The 18,917-nt window shown below is 59.2% G+C and carries 19 protein-coding genes; 17 read left to right on the top strand and 2 right to left on the bottom strand.

Translation table 11 applies throughout. The annotated features are described in order from the left end of the window. The first annotated feature begins 61 nt into the window (after positions 1–61). The 7 genes from AC1RNN_RS00425 (at position 62) to AC1RNN_RS00395 (ending at position 8,357) form a co-directional block, all read left to right on the top strand. Positions 62–1,066, top strand: coding sequence for a glycoside hydrolase family 99-like domain-containing protein (locus AC1RNN_RS00425; protein WP_493086915.1), 1,005 nt, complete (start codon positions 62–64; stop codon positions 1,064–1,066). Between the two features lie 53 nt (positions 1,067–1,119). Then, positions 1,120–2,259, top strand: coding sequence for a glycosyltransferase family 4 protein (locus tag AC1RNN_RS00420; protein ID WP_493086917.1), 1,140 nt, complete (start codon positions 1,120–1,122; stop codon positions 2,257–2,259). Further along, the gene (locus AC1RNN_RS00415) at positions 2,256–3,368 is read left to right on the top strand and encodes a glycosyltransferase family 4 protein (protein ID WP_493086919.1); all 1,113 of its coding nucleotides are present in this window, start codon (positions 2,256–2,258) and stop codon (positions 3,366–3,368) included. The genes AC1RNN_RS00420 and AC1RNN_RS00415 overlap by 4 nt, the downstream gene beginning before the upstream one ends. 6 nt (positions 3,369–3,374) lie before the next feature. Beyond that, positions 3,375–4,478: a DUF1972 domain-containing protein gene (locus AC1RNN_RS00410; protein ID WP_493086921.1), complete on the top strand. Its 1,104-nt coding sequence runs from the start codon at positions 3,375–3,377 to the stop codon at positions 4,476–4,478. A gap of 199 nt (positions 4,479–4,677) precedes the next feature. Beyond that, on the top strand, positions 4,678–5,793 hold the full coding sequence (gmd, locus tag AC1RNN_RS00405) for a GDP-mannose 4,6-dehydratase (protein ID WP_493086922.1): 1,116 nt from the start codon (positions 4,678–4,680) through the stop codon (positions 5,791–5,793). Between the two features lie 18 nt (positions 5,794–5,811). After that, a complete protein-coding gene (locus AC1RNN_RS00400) occupies positions 5,812–6,795 on the top strand; it encodes a GDP-L-fucose synthase family protein (RefSeq protein WP_493086924.1) in 984 nt (327 codons plus the stop codon). A 125-nt stretch (positions 6,796–6,920) separates the two neighbouring features. Continuing rightward, entirely contained in the window at positions 6,921–8,357 is a 1,437-nt protein-coding gene (locus AC1RNN_RS00395) for a phosphomannomutase (protein ID WP_493086926.1), read from the top strand. 1 nt (position 8,358) lies between these two features. On the opposite strand, the gene AC1RNN_RS00390 is transcribed toward AC1RNN_RS00395, so the two are convergent. Together AC1RNN_RS00390 and AC1RNN_RS00385 are read right to left on the bottom strand one after the other, a co-directional pair. Next, positions 8,359–8,952: a PEP-CTERM sorting domain-containing protein gene (locus AC1RNN_RS00390; protein ID WP_493086928.1), complete on the bottom strand. Its 594-nt coding sequence runs from the start codon at positions 8,950–8,952 to the stop codon at positions 8,359–8,361. Between the two features lie 20 nt (positions 8,953–8,972). Beyond that, positions 8,973–9,401: a type II secretion system protein gene (locus AC1RNN_RS00385; protein ID WP_493086930.1), complete on the bottom strand. Its 429-nt coding sequence runs from the start codon at positions 9,399–9,401 to the stop codon at positions 8,973–8,975. Positions 9,402–9,643: 242 nt separating this feature from the next. Here AC1RNN_RS00385 and AC1RNN_RS00380 point away from each other — a divergent pair, with 242 nt between their 5' ends. The 10 genes from AC1RNN_RS00380 (at position 9,644) to zapD (ending at position 18,910) form a co-directional block, all read left to right on the top strand. Then, positions 9,644–9,808, top strand: a complete 165-nt coding sequence (locus tag AC1RNN_RS00380; RefSeq protein WP_493086932.1) for a hypothetical protein — start codon at positions 9,644–9,646, stop codon at positions 9,806–9,808. 345 nt (positions 9,809–10,153) lie between these two features. After that, the gene (rfbB, locus tag AC1RNN_RS00375; protein ID WP_493086933.1) at positions 10,154–11,233 is read left to right on the top strand and encodes a dTDP-glucose 4,6-dehydratase; all 1,080 of its coding nucleotides are present in this window, start codon (positions 10,154–10,156) and stop codon (positions 11,231–11,233) included. Beyond that, on the top strand, positions 11,230–12,135 hold the full coding sequence (gene rfbD, locus AC1RNN_RS00370; RefSeq protein WP_493086935.1) for a dTDP-4-dehydrorhamnose reductase: 906 nt from the start codon (positions 11,230–11,232) through the stop codon (positions 12,133–12,135). Before rfbB ends, rfbD begins: the two co-directional genes overlap by 4 nt. Then, entirely contained in the window at positions 12,132–13,040 is a 909-nt protein-coding gene (gene rfbA / locus AC1RNN_RS00365) for a glucose-1-phosphate thymidylyltransferase RfbA (RefSeq protein ID WP_493086937.1), read from the top strand. The genes rfbD and rfbA overlap by 4 nt, the downstream gene beginning before the upstream one ends. Beyond that, on the top strand, positions 13,040–13,576 hold the full coding sequence (gene rfbC, locus AC1RNN_RS00360; protein WP_493086939.1) for a dTDP-4-dehydrorhamnose 3,5-epimerase: 537 nt from the start codon (positions 13,040–13,042) through the stop codon (positions 13,574–13,576). Before rfbA ends, rfbC begins: the two co-directional genes overlap by 1 nt. Positions 13,577–13,706: 130 nt before the next feature. After that, complete coding sequence (gene pilB / locus AC1RNN_RS00355; protein WP_493086941.1) at positions 13,707–15,437, top strand: type IV-A pilus assembly ATPase PilB; 1,731 nt, start codon at positions 13,707–13,709, stop codon at positions 15,435–15,437. Positions 15,438–15,457: 20 nt separating this feature from the next. Beyond that, positions 15,458–16,675, top strand: coding sequence for a type II secretion system F family protein (locus AC1RNN_RS00350; RefSeq protein WP_493086943.1), 1,218 nt, complete (start codon positions 15,458–15,460; stop codon positions 16,673–16,675). After that, the gene (locus AC1RNN_RS00345) at positions 16,675–17,520 is read left to right on the top strand and encodes a prepilin peptidase (RefSeq protein WP_493086945.1); all 846 of its coding nucleotides are present in this window, start codon (positions 16,675–16,677) and stop codon (positions 17,518–17,520) included. The genes AC1RNN_RS00350 and AC1RNN_RS00345 overlap by 1 nt, the downstream gene beginning before the upstream one ends. A gap of 3 nt (positions 17,521–17,523) precedes the next feature. Then, complete coding sequence (coaE, locus tag AC1RNN_RS00340) at positions 17,524–18,132, top strand: dephospho-CoA kinase (RefSeq protein ID WP_493086947.1); 609 nt, start codon at positions 17,524–17,526, stop codon at positions 18,130–18,132. 22 nt (positions 18,133–18,154) lie between these two features. Continuing rightward, positions 18,155–18,910 (top strand): cell division protein ZapD, encoded by a 756-nt coding sequence (zapD, locus tag AC1RNN_RS00335; protein ID WP_493086949.1) that lies wholly within the window; start codon positions 18,155–18,157, stop codon positions 18,908–18,910. Positions 18,911–18,917 lie beyond the last annotated feature (7 nt).

Genomic DNA, 18,917 nt, shown 5'->3' with positions numbered 1-18,917 from the left:
GTGGGGGTTAGCCCTCTTGCTCCTGTGTTGCTGCCTCCCCAGTGCTGCTCGCGACATCACCTTGGGTGTTTTCTACTACCCTGGTTGGTCACCGTATACCAAGGGCCCCAAGGAGCCAGATCCTTGGCAAGCGATTCAGGCGTACCCGGAGCGTGAGCCATTGCTGGGTTGGTACCACGATGGAAAGCGTGAGACCTTGGAACAGCAGTTGGGCTGGATGGCGGACCACGGCATTGATTTTGTGACCTTTGACTGGTACTGGGAAAACGGACGCCCGGCGCCAGAGTCGTCTTTGCGCGCCTACTTGCAGTCTGCGGGACGTAGCCGTGTGCAGTACAACCTGCTCTGGGCCAACCACAATAAGGAGCCCCGCACACTCGTCGAATGGCAAGCCCTGGTGGACTACTGGCTCAACCGGCACATGCAGAACCCGGAGTACCTGCGCCTGGACGGCAAACCCGTGCTGACCATCTTTTCCCCGGATATGTTGCGCGATCAAGCCAAGCATTTGGGATTGCCGGTGGCCGCGATGCTGGACATGGCACGGGACCGGGCCAAGGCACTGGGGTTACCCGGGATTTACTTTGTGTTGTGCGTAGCTGCTACCGATTATTGGGTGCTTGACTTTGCACCCAAATCCGGTGTGGACGCACTCACTGCCTACAACTACCACTTTGGTGTTGCCGGAGACGCAAACAAGCGTACCGCAGACTCACATAGCTTTGAAGAGTTGGACAGCGGCTACCAAATGCAATGGCAATGGATACTGAAAAACAGCAAGCTACCCTACTTTGTCCCCATGACATCTGGCTGGGACAAGCGCCCATGGGGTGGCAGTGGCAAAGACCCCTTGCACGACAACTCGATGTCAACACCTGATAGTTTTGAGCAGCATTTGCTCAAAGCCAAGGCGGTGATCAAGGCGTACCCGGGCAAGACCAGAGGCATTGGCATGGTTTGTTGCTGGAACGAGTTCGGCGAGGGTTCTTATATCGAGCCCACCAAACGCCATGGTCTGGCTTACTTGCAGCGGTTGCGCTCTGTTTTTGGGAGCAGCAAGGAATGAGCGTGCACCGCACTACCTCCCTGCGGCCCGGTGCACGCCGGCCGGTGATTGGAGTGGACTTCCACACCTTCGACGGGATATTTCAAGGGAGCCGCAGTCATGTGCTTGGTCTCTTCAAAGAAGCAGTGCGCATGGCCCCCGAGATAAATTTCATCCTGTTCCTGGACAATCCCGAACGCCTGCTAGCAGAGCATCCGGAGTTTGATTTGCCTCATGTACGCACGGTGCGCATGCCGCATCGTCCCGGGCCGGTACGACTGGGCTGGCAACTACCCTGGCTTCAAGTGCGTGAAAAGCTGGATTTGTTGCACACGCAGTATCGGCTTCCTTTCGTACCGCTAGGGCCATGTGCCTGCACGATCCATGATGTGCTGTTCGAAAGCCACCCGGAATACTTTCCCAAGACTTTTACATGGCAATCAAAATTAACTTTCAGGCTTGCCGCACATCTCTCGCGTTTGTTGTTTAGCGTCAGTGCGTTTTCTCGCACCGAAATTTCCACGCGATACGGGATTGCACCGGATCGCATCGAGATTGTGTACAACGGTGTTGATCTCCACCGCTTCTTTCCCGGAGCCGCAGGGGTGGAACTCCTGGCCCAGTTAGGTCTTGAGAGGGCTGGCTACCTGCTAACGGTAGGGCGTTTGGAGCCCCGCAAAAACCATGTTCGTCTGATCCAGGCATATGCACAGCTGGGTCCTGATGCGCCACCTTTGGTATGTGTTGGGCAACGCGACTTTGGTTACGAACCTGCACTGGCAGCCGCAAGTGCGCTTGGTGTGGCTGATCGCGTGCATTTCCTCGAGAAGGTGGGGGACGATGTTCTGCCAGCGTTGATGCGCAATGCGCGCGCATTTGTGTTTCCTGCCATCGCAGAGGGTTTTGGCATGCCTGTCGCAGAGGCACTGGCCAGCGGCGTACCCGTGGTGACCAGCAACACGACCTCGTTACCCGAGGTTGCTGGCGGCGCAGCGATTCTTGTCGATCCCCTGGACATTGCCGACATCGCCGCTGGCATCAACCGTGCCTTGGACCCTGCGCAGCCAATCGAACGACTCGTGGCCCAGGGGCTTGCGCAGGTTCAGAAATTCAGCTGGGCGGCTTCGGCACGGACATTGGTGACCGCCTATCGACGCTTTTTTGCAGAACGGTATGCACAGACTGGAACAATATCCCCCGGAGAGCGCGTGTGAGTTTGCGTGTTTTCATCATGTTGCCGCGCCACCTGGACACCCAGAAGTGGGGGAAAGACTTTGTTGATGGAACAGTGCCGGACAAGACGCCGTATGGCTATCACTTTGCCGCTGAGCTGGGAGCCGAAGTCAGCTTCTCTCGCCCCACAGTAACGCCAACGGGGCTGGCAGGATTCCTGGATCGCGTTGTCAAGCGCTTGCTGGGCTTTGATGTCAGGCATGCGTGGAAAAATCGCTCCGAGCTGCTGGGCCGCAAGCACGATGTGATCTGGACCCACACAGAGTACGAACACCTGGCGATAGCGGCATTGCGTCTGCTGAGTCCGCGTCCGGCCCCTCCGGTTATTGCCCAGTCGGTCTGGTTGATCGATGTGTGGCCTGGACTCTGGGGTCCAAAGCGCTGGCTGTACCGCTTGCTGCTGCGACAAGCAACCGTTGCAACATTTCATTCGACAAAGAACGAGGCCATTGCCAGGGGCATTTTTTCCGAAACTCCAACGGAAGTGGTGCCATTTGGTATCTCGCTGGACAGCTTTCCATTGCAGAAGCCCCGTACACGCTTTGACCCCAGCAGAGCCATACGCGTGCTCGCTCTTGGAAATGACCGCCACAGGGACTGGGATACGCTCTACAAAGCCTTAGGCGGGCATCCTGAGTTCGAATTGCGTGTCGGCTCAGGCACTTGGCCCAGAGCCTTTACCGCGACCAATACCAGCGCAAAGGTGATGAGGCAGGCAGAAGTGCGTTCGGCATATGGATGGGCAGACTGCGTCACCGTTCCACTCAAGCCCAATCTGCACGCGTCCGGCATCACTGCGATCCTTGAGGCCATCGCCTCTGGTATTCCGGTGATTGCAACTCAGACAGGGGGGCTGGAAACATATATTGACGATAGCGGCATATGCTACGTAGCCCAAGGTGATGCAGCAGCCTTGCGTCGGGCCATTCTGGCGCTGTCTTCCGACCCGCACGCAGCACGTGAGCGTGCGATCAAAGCCCAAGAACAACTTCTCCAACGCAACCTGACATCACGTGGATTCGCGCATCGGCACGTCCTCTTGTCCAGACGCATCATCCAGCCCCCACTCTCTGGCTATCGCAAGCCGTAACAACTCATGCCAAAAACCCTTCGTATCCTCGGAACCCGCGGCGTGCCTGCCGCCCACGGCGGCTTTGAAACCTTTGCGGAATATTTGTCGCTGTACCTGGTCGCCCAAGGCTGGCGCGTGGTGGTGTATTGCCAGGAAGACGGCACAGGCCCGGTGTTTGAGGACAGTTGGCAGGGTGTGGAGCGCGTCCGTATTCCTGTGAGCCAGGAAGGCCCCAAGGGCACCATCGTGTTTGACTGGCAGGCCACAGCCCATGCCGCACGCCATCAGGATTTGTGCCTGACACTGGGCTACAACACAGCGGTTTTCTGTGCGCTGCTGCGCCTCAAGGGCATTCCCAATGTCATCAACATGGACGGCATCGAGTGGTCACGTATGAAGTGGGGGCCTGTGGCCAAGACTTGGTTCTGGCTCAATGATTGGGCCGGCTGCTGGCTGGGCAACCACCTTGTGGCAGATCATCCGCAGATCAACGTGCACCTGACCAGCCGCGTGCGTGCCGCCAAGATCACCACCATCCCGTACGGGGCCGACGCCATCACCAGCGCTCCAACGGGCCCGGTGGAGGCACTGGGTCTGCAGCCCGGGCGGTATATGAGCGTCATTGCACGGCCGGAGCCGGAGAACTCGCTGCTGGAAATCGTCAAGGGATTTTCTGCCAGTCCCCGGGGCATGCAGTTGGTAGTGCTCGGCAAATATGCGGAGTCCAACGTGTACCACCGTGCGGTCAAGGAGGTGGCAAGCCCTGAAGTGAAGTTTGTAGGGGCCATTTACGACAAGACAGTGGTGCAGGCGCTGCGCTTTCACAGTGCCGCCTACGTACATGGGCACCAGGTCGGCGGAACCAATCCATCTTTGGTAGAGGCTTTGGGGGCGGGCAATGCCGTCATTGCGCACGACAACCGCTTCAACCGATGGGTGGTGGGCGAAGGCGCGGTGTATTTCAGCGCAGCGGAGGGCTTTGCCGCATGCATGGACAAGGTGCAGGCCCAGCCCGACATGCTGACTGAGCTGCGGCAGCAAGGACAGATGCGCTACCTGCAGGAATTCACCTGGCCCCATGTGCTGAAGCAGTACGAAGACCTGTTGCTGCGTTATCTGCCGGCGTAAATTGCTATCAAAAATGAAGCTGCTCGCTCAATATCCACGCGGTCCATTTACCAATTTCCCATAGATTGCTTGGCGACAACGTGATCTCGCAGCACGCATCCCGAGAATGTGCCCCCCAATCGCCCGGCTTTTCACCCGTTTGACCCAAGTGCGCCACCGATAATGGTGGCGTTTCTTTTTGCCCCACGTACCACCACGTATGACCAAAGTTGCACTCATCACCGGCGTGACCGGTCAGGACGGCGCCTATCTGGCTGAGCTGTTGCTTTCCAAGGGCTACGCGGTACACGGCATCAAACGCCGTGCGTCCAGCTTCAACACGGACCGGATCGACCACCTGTACCAGGACCCGCATGTGTCCAAGCGTAACTTCACGCTGCACTATGGTGACCTGACCGACAGCAGCAACCTGATCCGCATCATCCAGCTGGTGCAGCCCGATGAGATCTACAACCTGGGTGCCATGAGCCACGTGGCAGTGAGCTTCGAGAGCCCGGAGTACACGGCCGATGCCGATGGCATGGGCACCCTGCGCATCCTGGAGGCCATCCGCATCCTGGGTCTGGAGAAAAAAACCCGGTTCTACCAGGCGTCCACCTCGGAGCTGTATGGCTTGGTACAGGAAACACCGCAAAAAGAAACCACTCCGTTCTACCCTCGCAGCCCCTATGCCGTGGCCAAGCTGTATGCCTACTGGATCACGGTGAACTACCGTGAGGCCTATGGCATGTACGCGTGCAACGGCATCCTGTTCAACCATGAGAGCCCGCTGCGCGGTGAGACTTTTGTCACCCGCAAGATCACACGGGCCATCGCCCGCATTGCACTGGGCCTGCAGGACTGCCTGTACCTGGGCAACCTGAGCGCCCTGCGCGACTGGGGCCATGCACGTGACTATGTCGAAATGCAGTGGTTGATGCTGCAGCAGGACAAGCCGGAGGACTTCGTCATCGCTACCGGTGTGCAATACAGCGTGCGCCAGTTTGTGGAGTTTGCTGCGGCCGAACTCGGCATCCAGTTGGCCTGGAGCGGCAGCAACGAGCAGGAGACAGGCACGGTGACTGGCGTCTCTGGCAAGCAGACCAAATGCAAGGTGGGCGATGTGGTCGTGAAGGTGGACCCCCGCTACTACCGCCCCACCGAAGTGGAAACCCTGCTCGGCGACCCGAGCAAGGCCAAGGAGAAGCTGGGTTGGACCCCCAAGACCACGGTCCGGGAACTGGTGGCCGAGATGGTGCAAGCCGACTTCACCAGCGCCAAACGCGATGCCATGGTGCAGCTGGCTGGCTTCCAGACCTACGACCACAACGAGTAACGGGCAATGACGGCGCACATGCACAAGGCTGCCCGGATCTACGTGGCCGGCCACCGCGGCCTGGTGGGCTCGGCCATTGTTCGCCACCTGCAAGCTGCGGGCTACAGCAAGCTCCTGCTGCGTACCCATGCCGAGCTGGATCTGGCCAACCAGGGTGCCACGGAAGCATTCTTTGCCAAAGAGAAGCCGGACTATGTGTTTCTGGCCGCTGCCAGGGTCGGCGGCATTCTGGCCAACAACAGCTACCCGGCGGACTTTATCCGCGACAACCTGTCCATCCAGAACAACATCATCCATGCGGCCTACCTCAACCAGGCCCAGCGGCTGATGTTTCTGGGGTCGAGCTGCATTTACCCCAAACTGGCACCCCAGCCCATGCGTGAGCAGGACTTGCTGACCGGCCCCCTGGAGCCCACCAACCGGCCCTACGCGCTGGCCAAGATTGCCGGCATCGAAATGTGCTGGAGCTACAACCGGCAGCACGGCACCCGGTATTTGGCTGCCATGCCCACCAACCTGTACGGGCCGGGCGACAACTACCACCCCAGCAACAGCCACGTGATTCCGGCGCTGCTACGAAAATTCAACGAAGCCAAGCAGACTGGGACAACTGAAGTAGTGGTGTGGGGCACAGGCACGCCGAAACGGGAGTTCATGTACAGCGAGGACATGGCAGCGGCTTGCGTGCACCTGATGAACCTGCCGGACGCGGCATACGCTGCCCTGCTGGGCAGTGATGAAAGCGTGAGTGGCCGCTTCGAGCCTCCACTGGTCAACATCGGGGTGGGCGAAGACCTGAGCATTCGGGAACTGGCAGAGTTGGTGCAGGACGTGGTGGGCTACGAAGGAAGGATCGTGTTTGACACGACCAAACCCGACGGCACGCCGCGCAAGCTGATGGATGTGTCCCGACTGCACGCGACCGGATTCCGTGCAGCGACACCTCTGCGCCAGGGACTTGAGCGCGCCAACGCAGACTTTCTCCGCACCCCAAAGCCCTGATATTTTTATATGCTATCAATACAGAAGCGCGTTGCGCAGTATTGACGGAGGCTAGAAGCCCATATTCATGAAAACCTGAAGGAACTATAGACGCCGCTCCAAGCGCCTTCTAGGATGCCAACCCCATGAATGTAATGACCCTGCAAGAGATCGCCACCCAATCCGGCGTGGCCTTTGGCACCAGCGGTGCGCGTGGTTTGGTAACCGACATGACACCCGCGTTGTGCCACGCCTACACCACGGCGTTTTTGCTGGCGGTGGCGCCCAAGGCAACCAGCGTGGTGCTGGGCCACGACTTGCGTCCCAGCAGTCCGGCCATCGCTGCTGCGTGTGCACAAGCGGCCATAGACCTCGGCATGGAAGTGGTCTATGCAGGCGCCCTGCCCACACCCGCATTGGCACTGTACGGCGCGCAAACCGGGGCGCCCACCGTGGTGGTCACCGGCAGCCACATCCCCTTTGACCGCAATGGCATCAAGTTCTACCGCGAAGACGGTGAGATCAGCAAGGCGGACGAGCAGGCCATGCTCAACCACTTGGTGGGACTGCCCAAGAACCTGCAGCTAGCCCCCTTACCAGAACCGCAGCCCGCGGTGCGCCAAGCGTATCTGGCACGCTATGTGCCCTTCTTCGGCAGCGAGGCTTTGGCGGGCACGACGGTAGCCATGTACGAGCACTCCAGTGTGGCGCGTGATGTGCTGCCTGACATCTTGCGCGGCCTGGGCGCGGAAGTGATTCCGCTGGAACGCTCGGACGAGTTCGTCCCCATCGACACCGAGGCCGTGCGTCACGAAGATGTGGAACGGGCGCGCGAATGGGCTGCCGTTTATGACTTTGATGCTGTCGTTTCCACAGACGGTGATGCAGACCGCCCACTGATCGGCGACGAAAACGGAGAGTGGCTGCGTGGTGATGTGGTTGGCATTATCTGTGCCCAGTATCTGCGGGCGCAAGCCGTGGTCACACCGGTGAGCAGCAACACGGCGCTGGAGCGCAGCCAGGCCTTCCTTCAGGTGGTGCGCACACGTATTGGCTCGCCCTACGTGATTGCCGGTATGGAGAGCGCGCTGGCCCAGGGCGCCGAGCTAGTGGTGGGCTACGAGGCCAATGGCGGCTTTCTACTGGGCAGCCAAGTGCTTCGCAACGGCCAACGCCTCGGGCCTTTGCCCACGCGAGATGCCGTGCTGCCCATCGTGGCGCTGCTGTGCGCCGCCAAGGAGCACAACCTCAAGATGTCAGAGCTGGGCCACAAACTGCCCAAGCGCTTTACCGCCAGCGACCGGCTGCAGAACTTTGCCACCCAAGCCAGCCAGGCATTGCTCGCCCGCCTGAAAGACGACACCGGGCTGATCAGCCAGCTACTAGCGCCCCACTCCGGCCCGCTGGAAGCGCTGGATGAAACCGATGGCCTGCGCGCCTTCTTTGCATCAGGAGACATCGTGCACCTGCGCCCCTCGGGCAACGCGCCGGAGCTGCGTTGCTACGCCGAATCCAGCACCGCCACGAACGCCCGCAAGCTCTGCGATGCCTGCCTGCTGCGCGTGCTGCAGGTGGCGGGCTGATTCAGCGTACCTTGCGGCGGCGCAGCTGCCAACCGAGAACGCCCAGGCCCGCCAGCAGCATGGCCAGGGACTCGGGTTCCGGGACGGGCGACACATTGATGTTGTCGACCGCCAGATAGGCGCCTGCAAAGCTGCCCAACCGCACCGACGTCAGATTGGTAAAACCCGTCAGCGCATAGGACTCAAAGGCCCCATACGCCACAGACACGGTGCTGGAAACACTGGAACCATTGGCCCGGTAGCCCGTGATCTCTAGCGCCAGCGGCGTGGGGCCAAAGTTGTGCCAGCCACCCAAATCCAGACTGGAGACATTGAACGCCGTTCCCGATACCGCGGAGAAGGACTCTGTACCGGCACCGCTGGATCGGTAGACTAAAAAATGCGTGCCATTGCTGGCCCCATAGCCCGCAGCGTCAAAAATGCCGTGCAGGTCCGTCGTCGTGAACTGGTAGCCGGAGCTGATCAAAGAAGTGCTGCTTGCAGCCAGCGGGCTCGACAGGTCTTCAAAGTTGATCGTGCTGGCGGCAGCCGATTGCCCACCGAGCATGGCACTCAGACCAAGCAACACGCCCAAGGCTTTGGTTGTGATTTGCATGATGGTTCTCCCTTATTTCTTCAAAGAATGCCTGTCATCGTGGCAGTGGCCGTGGTGCTCTTGGGCCCTGTCACTGTGCAATTGATCGTCACATTCGGCCCAATCGCTGTCGGAAACCCCACCGGCCCCATCGAGTACCCATTTGGCAAGCCCCCCTGCAACAGAGTGCCTGCATCTTCACACTGCGTAATCGCAAACCCGAGACTCCCGTTCGCTTTACGACTTGAATAATTAATGGCCGAAGCAGAGGAAATCCCCCCCGCAACGCCCCGCGTCGCCGCTACCTGCGCATCCGAACTCAAATCCACAAACTTCGGAATCGCCACCGCCCCCAATACCCCCAAGATCACAATCACCATGACCAACTCAATCAGCGTGAAGCCACGCTGATGAGTCTTTTCGTGCAGCAAATGAAGGCTGGTGTACGGCAAGGTGAATTTGGGGCGCATCCAAGCAGCCAGGCTAGAAGTAACAAGTTGTTACCGCCAATCATATGCAGAAAAGCCAAACCCACAAATAGCCCGCTAAGACTATGGGCAGAACAGCAGTTGATCGGGCGCCGCAGACCTATTCGCGAGGTGCTGATGGACATCACCAACCCCAAGGTGGCGATCTTCTTCCCAGCCTTCCTGCCGCAGTTTGCCGATCCGGTCCGTGGCTAGGTGGCGCTGCAGATCGCCGCACTGGGGGTGTGTTCATCGCCACTGTCTTGCTCACCTTCAGCAGTATTGCCTGGTTCGCCGCCGACTTTGGCCAGGTGTTCAAGCGTTCCCTGCGCACCCAGCGCGTGCTGAACCGGATTGCCCGCGTGGTGTTCGTGGGTCTGGCGCTGCGCCTAGCGACGGCACAGCGCTAAAGAGCGGGGCACCCAAAGAGAAAAGGCGACCTGCGGGTCGCCTTTTTGCTATGAATTCAGGGGCTGCTTGCGCACTATCTATGGGGGCTGGATGCCATTTTCATGTGCAACGGCGCAAGATCAACTGGGGGCGAACTTCAGTCCGTCTTCGCCACTACTCAAAATCGCCCTATGCAGCAGTCACAGTCCTCATGGGCATATTAAGGACCACAATCTATAGCCTGGCACCAAACTTGCCCTGCCTACACATAGCCTGATCGGACTAGGCCGCGGTGGCCGGAGCAAAACCGGCAATTGCGGCGGCGATAATCGTCTGCGCTTTCGCGTTTCAGGGGCACTTTCACAATGACTATTCTGGTAACCGGCGGTGCCGGCTTCATTGGCAGCAACTTCGTGCTGGACTGGCTGGCGCAGTCTAACGAAACCGTCATCAATCTGGACAAGCTGACCTATGCCGGCAATCTGGAGAATCTGGCCAGCCTGCAGGGCGATGCCCGCCATGTGTTCGTGCAGGGCGACTTTGGCGACGCTGCGCTGGTGAGTCGCCTGCTGACGCAGTACCAGCCCCGCGCCATTCTCAATTTCGCAGCAGAAAGCCATGTGGACCGTTCCATCCACGGGCCGGAAGACTTCATCCAGACCAATATCGTGGGCACCTTCCATTTGCTGGAATGCGCTCGCGCCTACTTTGCGGGCCTGCAAGGCGAGGCCGAGGCAGCCTTCCGCTTCCTACATGTGTCTACCGACGAGGTGTACGGCTCACTGGCCCAAACGGACCCGGCATTCTCCGAAACCAACAAATACGAACCCAATAGTCCCTACAGCGCCAGCAAGGCCGCCAGCGACCACTTGGTGCGTGCCTACCACCACACCTACGGCCTGCCAGTGCTGACCACCAACTGCAGCAACAACTACGGCCCCTTCCATTTTCCGGAGAAGCTGATTCCGCTGATGATCGTGAACGCACAGGCGGATAAGCCCCTGCCGGTCTACGGCGACGGTCAGCAGATCCGCGACTGGCTGTATGTCAAAGATCACTGCAGCGCGATCCGCCGTGTGCTGGAAGCAGGCACGGTGGGCGAGACCTATAACGTGGGTGGCTGGAACGAAAAGCCGAATCTGGAGATCGTCCACACCGTGTGTGCTCTGCTGGACGAACTCAAGCCCCGCGCAGACGGCAAGCCCTACAAGGAACAGATCACTTACGTGACGGACCGTCCGGGCCACGACCGGCGCTACGCCATCGACGCGCGCAAGATTGAACGGCAGCTGGGCTGGAAACCCGCCGAAACGTTCGAAACCGGAATCCGCAAGACGGTGCAGTGGTATCTGGATCACCCGGACTGGGTCAGCAACGTGCAAAGTGGTGGCTACCGTGATTGGGTCAGCAAGCAGTACGGCAACGCCACAAAGGCTGCCGCATGAAGATCCTGTTGCTGGGTCGCAATGGCCAAGTGGGCTGGGAACTACAGCGCGCATTGAGCGTGCTAGGCGAGGTGGTGGCACTGGGCTCGGATGCCACGAAAAATCCTGACGAACTTTGCGGCAACTTCACCGACCTAGTAGGTTTGGAGCAAACCGTATTGCAAGTGCAGCCGGATGTCATCGTCAATGCAGCAGCCCACACCGCCGTGGACAAGGCCGAGAGCGAACCTGAGCTTGCACAAACAATTAACGCCCTAGCCCCGGCGGCTCTTGCGCAAGCAGCTACAAAAACAGGAGCATGGTTGGTGCACTACAGCACTGACTATGTGTTTGACGGCAGCGGCTCAATGCCCTGGAAAGAGACGGACGCAACCGCGCCCCTGAGCGTGTACGGTCAAACCAAACTGGAGGGTGAACGGGCCGTAGCCAGTACCCCCAAGCACCTGATCCTGCGCACCAGTTGGGTCTACGCTGCGCGTGGCGGCAACTTTGCCAAGACCATGCTGCGTCTGGCTGGCGAAAGGGAATCCCTCACCGTCATCAATGACCAGTTTGGCGCCCCAACCTCTGCGGAGTTGCTGGCAGATGTGACTGCACATGCGCTGCGGCAACTGCAAATCCGGCCCGCCTTGGCTGGCACCTATCACTGCACTGCTGGGGGAGAGACCAGTTGGCATGGCTACGCACAGTTTGTACTCGCCCAAGCACGGGCCTTGGGCATGACCCTCAAGGCGGGCCCCGCACAGGTGGCCCCTACCCCCACAAGCAGCTACCCCACCCCCGCCAAGCGCCCACTCAACTCGCGCCTAGACACCCATAAGCTGCAGGCGGCTTTTGGTCTGGCGCTGCCACACTGGCAGGTAGGTGTAGCGCGCATGCTGACCGAGATTTCAGGGAAATGACCATGACCAACAACACAGGCGCCAAGCAGCGCAAAGGCATCATTCTGGCGGGCGGCTCCGGCACGCGTCTGTACCCTGCCACACAAGTCGTCAGCAAGCAGTTGCTGCCCATTTATGACAAGCCCATGATCTATTACCCGCTCAGCGTTTTGCTGCTGGCGGGCATCAAGGAAGTGCTGGTCATCAGCACCCCGCAGGACACTCCCCGCTTTGAACAGCTGCTGGGCGATGGAAGCCAGTGGGGTATCTCGATTCAGTACGCTATTCAACCGTCCCCGGATGGACTCGCCCAGGCCTTCCTGATTGGCGAGAATTTTTTGGACGGAGCGCCAAGCACGCTGGTTCTGGGGGACAACATTTTCTACGGCCACGACTTTGCAGGCCTGCTGCAAAACGCCACCCGACAACAAACCGGCGCGACGGTGTTTGCCTATGCGGTGAACGATCCCGAGCGTTACGGTGTCGTGGAATTCAATCCCGAGGGCCGGGCGATCAGCCTAGAGGAAAAGCCCAAGGCCCCCAAGTCGCGCTACGCCGTGACCGGCCTGTACTTCTATGACGAGCAAGTCGTGACACTGGCCAAACAGGTCAAACCATCCGCCCGCGGCGAACTCGAAATCACTGATCTAAATCAGCTCTACTTGGAGCGTGGTCAGCTGGATGTACAGACCATGGGGCGCGGCTATGCTTGGCTGGATACGGGCACGCACGAGTCCATGCTGGAGGCCAGCCAGTTCATTTACACGATCGAAAACCGCCAAGGCCTCAAGGTGGCTTGCCCCGAGGAAATCGCTTGGCGCAGCGGCTGGATTGATGATGCGCAATTGCAGAAGCTGGCGCAACCGTTGGCAAAATCCGGTTACGGCCAATATCTGTTGCGACTGCTGAAGGATAAGGTGTTCTGATGAAGGTCACACCCACCGCGATTGCCGACGTTTTGCTGATCGAACCCAAGGTATTCGGGGACGAGCGTGGTTTTTTCTTCGAGAGTTTCAACGAACGCGCATTCCGGGAAACGACCGGGATCCGGCTGCCGTTCGTGCAAGACAACCACTCCAAGTCCGCACGCGGCGTATTGCGCGGCCTGCACTACCAAACCCAGCATGCACAGGGCAAGCTGGTGCGCGTAGCCGCCGGCGAAGTATTTGACGTCGCAGTCGATATACGCCGCGACTCACCAACTTACGGCCAGTGGGTGGGCGAAATCCTGTCGGCAGACAACAAACGACAGCTGTGGGTACCTCCCGGTTTGGCGCATGGCTTCCTGGTGCTTTCAGAGTCGGCCGAGTTTCTGTACAAAACCACGGACTATTACGCACCGGCTTTTGAGCGTTGCATCGCATGGAACGACCCGGATCTGGCCATTGCTTGGCCCTCTCTGGATATCCCACCCCAACTATCAGCCAAGGACGCTGATGGTTTGGCATTTGCGCAAGTCTGATCGGTCCAAGGGGGTAGCGTCGGCACTGTACGTAGCGGTGGGGAATATGCGACGCCGATTGCGCAATATTTGGGTGCCAATCGACCATGAATTGCACCAATGGCCTCTGCTTCGTATATCCTAGTTGGCTATGGCTGTAGCTGACTCTGTATCCCGCGATACCAACACCGTCGCGCTTCCCGGTATCGGGCGGGCGCTGGTGGCGGCTGGCAAGCTGCCTCAAAAGGCTGCCGAAGACCTGTACCGCAAGGCCATGGGCGGCAAAAGCAGCTTCATGGCGGAGCTGGTCGGTTCTGGTGCAGTCTCCCCCGCTGACTTGGCACACACCCTGTCCGCCGCATTTGCAGCTCCTTTGGTGGACCTGGATGCGGTAGACCCCCAGCGTCTGCCTAAAGGCCTGCTGGACCCCAAGATTTGCGCCGACTTCCGCGTATTGGTACTCAGCAAGCGTGGTAACCGCCTCATCATTGCAACGGCAGACCCATCGGATCAAGCCGCTGCCGAACGCATCAAGTTCTCCACCCAAATGGGCTTTGACTGGGTCATTGCCGAGTTCGACAAACTCTCCAAACTGGTAGACGCCAACACCACCACCGCCAGCGAGGCAATGGAAGACATCATTGGCGGTGACTTTGAGTTTGATGAAAGTGCGGCGGAAGTTGCCACCGAAACCACTGCGACCACAGCGGAGGTTGAAGATGCACCGGTGGTGCGTTTCCTGCACAAGATGCTCATGGACGCCTTCAGCATGCGAGCATCCGACCTGCACTTCGAGCCGTACGAACACACCTATCGCGTGCGTTTCCGGATCGACGGGGAGTTGCGCGAGATCGCCAGCCCTCCGATCGCCATCAAGGACAAGCTTGCCTCGCGCATCAAGGTGATCTCCCGTATGGATATCTCCGAGAAGCGGGTGCCCCAAGACGGACGCATGAAGCTCAAGGTGGGCGCGGACCGCGTCATCGACTTTCGCGTCAGCACACTGCCCACGCTATTTGGCGAAAAAATCGTGATCCGGATTCTGGACCCGAGCAGCGCCAAGCTTGGCATTGATGCCTTGGGCTATGAGGCAGAGGAAAAGGAGCGCCTGCTCAAGGCGATCGGCCGCCCCTACGGCATGATTCTGGTCACCGGTCCCACTGGGTCGGGCAAGACCGTGTCGTTGTACACCTGCCTGAACCTGCTCAACCAGCCCGGCGTCAATATTGCAACCGCAGAAGACCCATCGGAAATCAACCTCCCCGGCGTCAACCAGGTCAACGTCAACGAAAAGGCGGGACTGACCTTTGCAGCAGCGCTCAAGTCCTTCCTGCGCCAAGATCCTGACATCATTATGGTCGGTGAAATACGGGATCTGGAGACTGCAGATATCTCGATCAAAGCGGCCCAGACTGGCCACTTGGTTCTGTCCACTCTGCACACCAACGACGCGCCCACAACACTCACGCGCATGCGCAATATGGGCATACAACCCTTCAATATTGCATCAAGCGTGATCCTCATCACGGCCCAACGTCTGGCACGCCGGCTCTGTTTGAACTGCAAGCAACCAGCAGACGTGCCGCAAGCGGCGCTCCTGGATGCTGGCTACAAGGAGTCCGAAATTGACGGCAGTTGGAAGCCCTACCGTGCAGTAGGCTGCTCCATGTGTAACAACGGTTACAAAGGGCGTGTCGGCATTTACCAAGTGATGCCCATCAGCGAAGAGATTCAGCGCATCATCCTGCGAGACGGAAGTGCCATGGACATCGCTGCGCAATCGGAGGCGGAAGGCGTGCGCTCCCTGCGGCAAGCCGGCTTGCACAAAGTGAAACTCGGGCTGACTTCGTTGGAAGAAGTGCTAGCCGTCACCAACGAATAAGAGATAACCCAGGGGATCCTATGGCAACGGCAAAGTCTGCAGACACCAAAGACGCAGTTTTCGAATGGGAAGGCAAGGATCGCAATGGCAAGCAGGTGCGGGGGGAAATCCGCGCCCAAGGTGAAAACCAAGTCAAGTCTTCCCTGCGTCGCCAGGGCGTTACACCAACCAAGATCAAAAAACGCCGCATGCGCTCGGGCAAGAGCATTAAACCGAAGGATCTTGCCATTTTTACACGCCAACTGGCCACCATGATGAAAGCTGGTGTGCCTTTGCTGCAAGCCTTTGACATTGTGGGCCGCGGCAACCCCAACCCCAGCGTCACCAAACTTCTCAACGATATTCGTCAGGACGTTGAGACAGGCACATCTTTGAGTACGGCCTTCCGCAAGTACCCCATCTACTTCGACAACCTCTATTGCAATCTGGTCGAAGCTGGCGAGTCGGCCGGTATTTTGGACCAGTTGCTGGACCGTCTCGCAGTTTATATGGAGAAGACGGAAGCCATTAAATCCAAGATCAAGTCAGCGCTGATGTACCCCATTGCAGTGCTGGTGGTAGCCTTTGTCGTGGTGTCAGTGATCATGATTTTTGTGATCCCCTCCTTCAAACAAGTGTTCACTTCTTTCGGCGGTGAGTTACCCGCCCCTACGCTTTTGGTGATCGCCATGAGCGAGTTTTTCATCAGTTACTGGTACCTGATTTTCGGTGGTCTGGGCGGCGGCATCTACTTCTTCCTGCAGTCTTGGAAGCGCAATGAAAAAGTCCAAGCCTTCATGGACCGCCTGATGCTCAAGTTGCCCATCTTTGGCGTAATGGTCGACAAGAGTTGCGTGGCTCGCTGGACCCGTACGCTATCCACCATGTTTGCAGCCGGCGTACCGCTGGTCGAGGCACTGGACTCCGTCGGAGGCGCCTCCGGTAACATTGTTTACCAAACGGCGACCCAAAAAATTCAGCAAGAGGTCTCCACGGGCACTGCACTTACCGCTGCCATGACCAATGCCAACTTGTTCCCTAGTATGGTGCTGCAGATGTGCGCGATTGGCGAAGAGTCCGGCTCGATTGACCACATGCTGGGCAAGGCAGCTGACTTCTTTGAAGCGGAAGTGGACGACATGGTGGCCGGCATCTCCAGCCTCATGGAGCCCATTATCATCGTGGTGCTGGGTACCATCATCGGCGGCATTGTGGTCTCCATGTACCTGCCCATCTTCAAGTTGGGACAAGTGGTTTGATGCTGACGGGCGTACTCTGGCTGGACGCCAGTCTGATCGGCGTCTTGGGCTTGCTGGTTGGTAGCTTTCTCAATGTGGTCATTTACCGCCTGCCGACCATGATGGAGCGGGAATGGGCGACCGAGGCCGCCGAGATGACGGGCAAGGAAGCCCCTGCCACCGAGCCCTTCAACCTCATGGTGCCGCGCTCACGCTGTCCGCACTGTGGCCACACAATCCGATGGTTCGAAAATATACCTGTGCTTAGTTACGCAGTCCTGGGTGGGAAATGCGCGGATTGCAAGGCCCTTATCAGCCTGCGTTACCCTGCGGTGGAATTGGCAACAGGGGCGCTATTTCTCTGGTGCGGGCTGCAATGGGGGGCCAGCGCAACTGCCTTGGCTTGGTGTGCCTTCTGCGCACTGTTGCTGGGCTTGGCCTGCATAGACTGGGACACCACCCTGCTGCCTGACACCATGACGCTACCACTGATGTGGCTGGGCTTGGTGGCATCGGCCCTGCAATGGACGCAGGTGCCATTGGTTATTGCCTTCTGGGGTGCCGTGGCTGGCTACCTCTCGCTATGGTCCATCTACTGGGTATTCAAGCTCGTAACCGGCAAGGAAGGTATGGGCTACGGCGACTTCAAGCTGTTTGCGGCGCTGGGGGCCTGGTTTGGCTGGCCTCTGCTGATCCCCATGATCCTCATCGCCTCGGTGATAGGCGCCATCGTGGGCATTGCCATGAAGTTCAACAGCAGCCTGCGCGAAGGCCGCTATGTACCGTTTGGCCCCTTCCTCGCAGGCGCCGGCCTGGCCGCCCTGCTGCTGGGCCCACGCACCCTGCTGCAGTGGGTGAACCTCTAGACCATGGCGATGGCCTTGCGCTTGGGCCTCACAGGCGGCATCGGCAGCGGCAAAAGCACCGTGGCCGCCCAATGGCAGGCCATGGGCGCTGCCCTCATCGATGCGGACCAACTCGCCAAGGCCTGTACGGCCGCTGGCGGTGCAGCCATCCCGGCCATTGAAGCCACCTTTGGCCCCGAACTTCTGGATGCCAGCGGCGCCCTGAACCGGGACGCGATGCGAACCCTGGCCTTCAACGACTCCGGCGCCCGCGCCCGCCTGGAAGCCATCGTCCACCCCCTGGTCGGCCTAGCCATCGAGCAAGCAGCGCAATCAGCAGAATCCCAGGGCAGTCGTTGCCTGGTCTTTGATATCCCCCTGCTGGTGGAATCCGGCCATTGGCGCACCCGGCTGCAGCGCGTGCTGGTGGTGGACTGCGAACCCGAAACACAGATACAGCGGGTGATGCAACGCAACGGCCTGAGCCGCCCTGAAGTCGAGCGCATTTTGGCGGCCCAGGCCAGCCGTGCACAGCGCCTGCACGCTGCCGATGTGGTGCTCTACAACGACGGCATCACCTTGCCTGTTTTAGCCCGGCAGGTGCAGCAAATTGCAGAGCAGTTCGGGCTATGATTCGTCGTCCGGAAAATACAGCGTGATCCTCTACGAATACCCCTTCAACGAACGCATTCGCACCTATTTGCGGCTCGAACATCTGTTCTTGCGCCTTGGTGAGTTGATGGCGCGTTCGGAGCCGCTGGACCACCATTTCGCGCTAGCCACGATTTTTGAAGTCATGGACGTGGGCGCAAGGGCGGATCTGAAGTCCGATGTGCTCAAGGACCTGGACAAACAAAAGCAGGTGCTCAATGGCTACCGTGGCAACCCGGCCATTGCTGAATCAGTATTGGACCAGGTCATTGGCCAGCTGGACCACTGCTTTACCTCGCTCAACGGACTCACCGGCAAGGCTGGCCAGTCGTTGACCGAAAACGATTGGCTCATGAGCATCCGCAGCCGCGTGGGTATTCCCGGCGGAACCTGCGAGTTTGACCTGCCCGCCTATTACGCTTGGCAGCACCGCTCACCTGCGGTCCGCCAAAAAGACCTGCAGCGCTGGGCCTCCACCTTGGCGCCATTGGCCGAATCCATACACCTGCTGCTCAAGATGTTGCGCGACTCGGGCGCCCCCCAAAAGGTCGTGGCCGTGGGCGGGCAGTTCCAGCAAAACTTGCCGCAAGGTCGCACCTTCCAGCTCCTGCGTTTGGCGCTGGATCCTGCGCAGCAACTCATCCCCGAAATCAGTGGCAACCGCCTGATGGTGTCCATCCGTCTGATGCGCCATGACGAGGATGACCGCCTGCACCCAGCAGGTGAAGATGGCGCGTTTGAACTAACCCTCTGCTCCTGAGTGGAGC

The organism is Rhodoferax sp. GW822-FHT02D07 (assembly GCF_058802405.1).
This window is presented reverse-complemented; position numbering and strand designations above follow the sequence as displayed.

Coding starts and splice junctions, on each gene's coding strand:
- AC1RNN_RS00410 (WP_493086921.1), top strand. CDS start 3,375: ATGCCAAAAACCCTTCGTATCCTCGGAACCCGCGGCGTGCCTGCCGCC.
- gmd (WP_493086922.1), top strand. CDS start 4,678: ATGACCAAAGTTGCACTCATCACCGGCGTGACCGGTCAGGACGGCGCC.
- AC1RNN_RS00400 (WP_493086924.1), top strand. CDS start 5,812: ATGCACAAGGCTGCCCGGATCTACGTGGCCGGCCACCGCGGCCTGGTG.
- AC1RNN_RS00395 (WP_493086926.1), top strand. CDS start 6,921: ATGAATGTAATGACCCTGCAAGAGATCGCCACCCAATCCGGCGTGGCC.
- AC1RNN_RS00390 (WP_493086928.1), bottom strand. CDS start 8,952: ATGCAAATCACAACCAAAGCCTTGGGCGTGTTGCTTGGTCTGAGTGCC.
- AC1RNN_RS00385 (WP_493086930.1), bottom strand. CDS start 9,401: ATGCGCCCCAAATTCACCTTGCCGTACACCAGCCTTCATTTGCTGCAC.
- rfbB (WP_493086933.1), top strand. CDS start 10,154: ATGACTATTCTGGTAACCGGCGGTGCCGGCTTCATTGGCAGCAACTTC.
- rfbD (WP_493086935.1), top strand. CDS start 11,230: ATGAAGATCCTGTTGCTGGGTCGCAATGGCCAAGTGGGCTGGGAACTA.
- rfbA (WP_493086937.1), top strand. CDS start 12,132: ATGACCATGACCAACAACACAGGCGCCAAGCAGCGCAAAGGCATCATT.
- rfbC (WP_493086939.1), top strand. CDS start 13,040: ATGAAGGTCACACCCACCGCGATTGCCGACGTTTTGCTGATCGAACCC.
- pilB (WP_493086941.1), top strand. CDS start 13,707: ATGGCTGTAGCTGACTCTGTATCCCGCGATACCAACACCGTCGCGCTT.
- AC1RNN_RS00350 (WP_493086943.1), top strand. CDS start 15,458: ATGGCAACGGCAAAGTCTGCAGACACCAAAGACGCAGTTTTCGAATGG.
- AC1RNN_RS00345 (WP_493086945.1), top strand. CDS start 16,675: ATGCTGACGGGCGTACTCTGGCTGGACGCCAGTCTGATCGGCGTCTTG.
- coaE (WP_493086947.1), top strand. CDS start 17,524: ATGGCGATGGCCTTGCGCTTGGGCCTCACAGGCGGCATCGGCAGCGGC.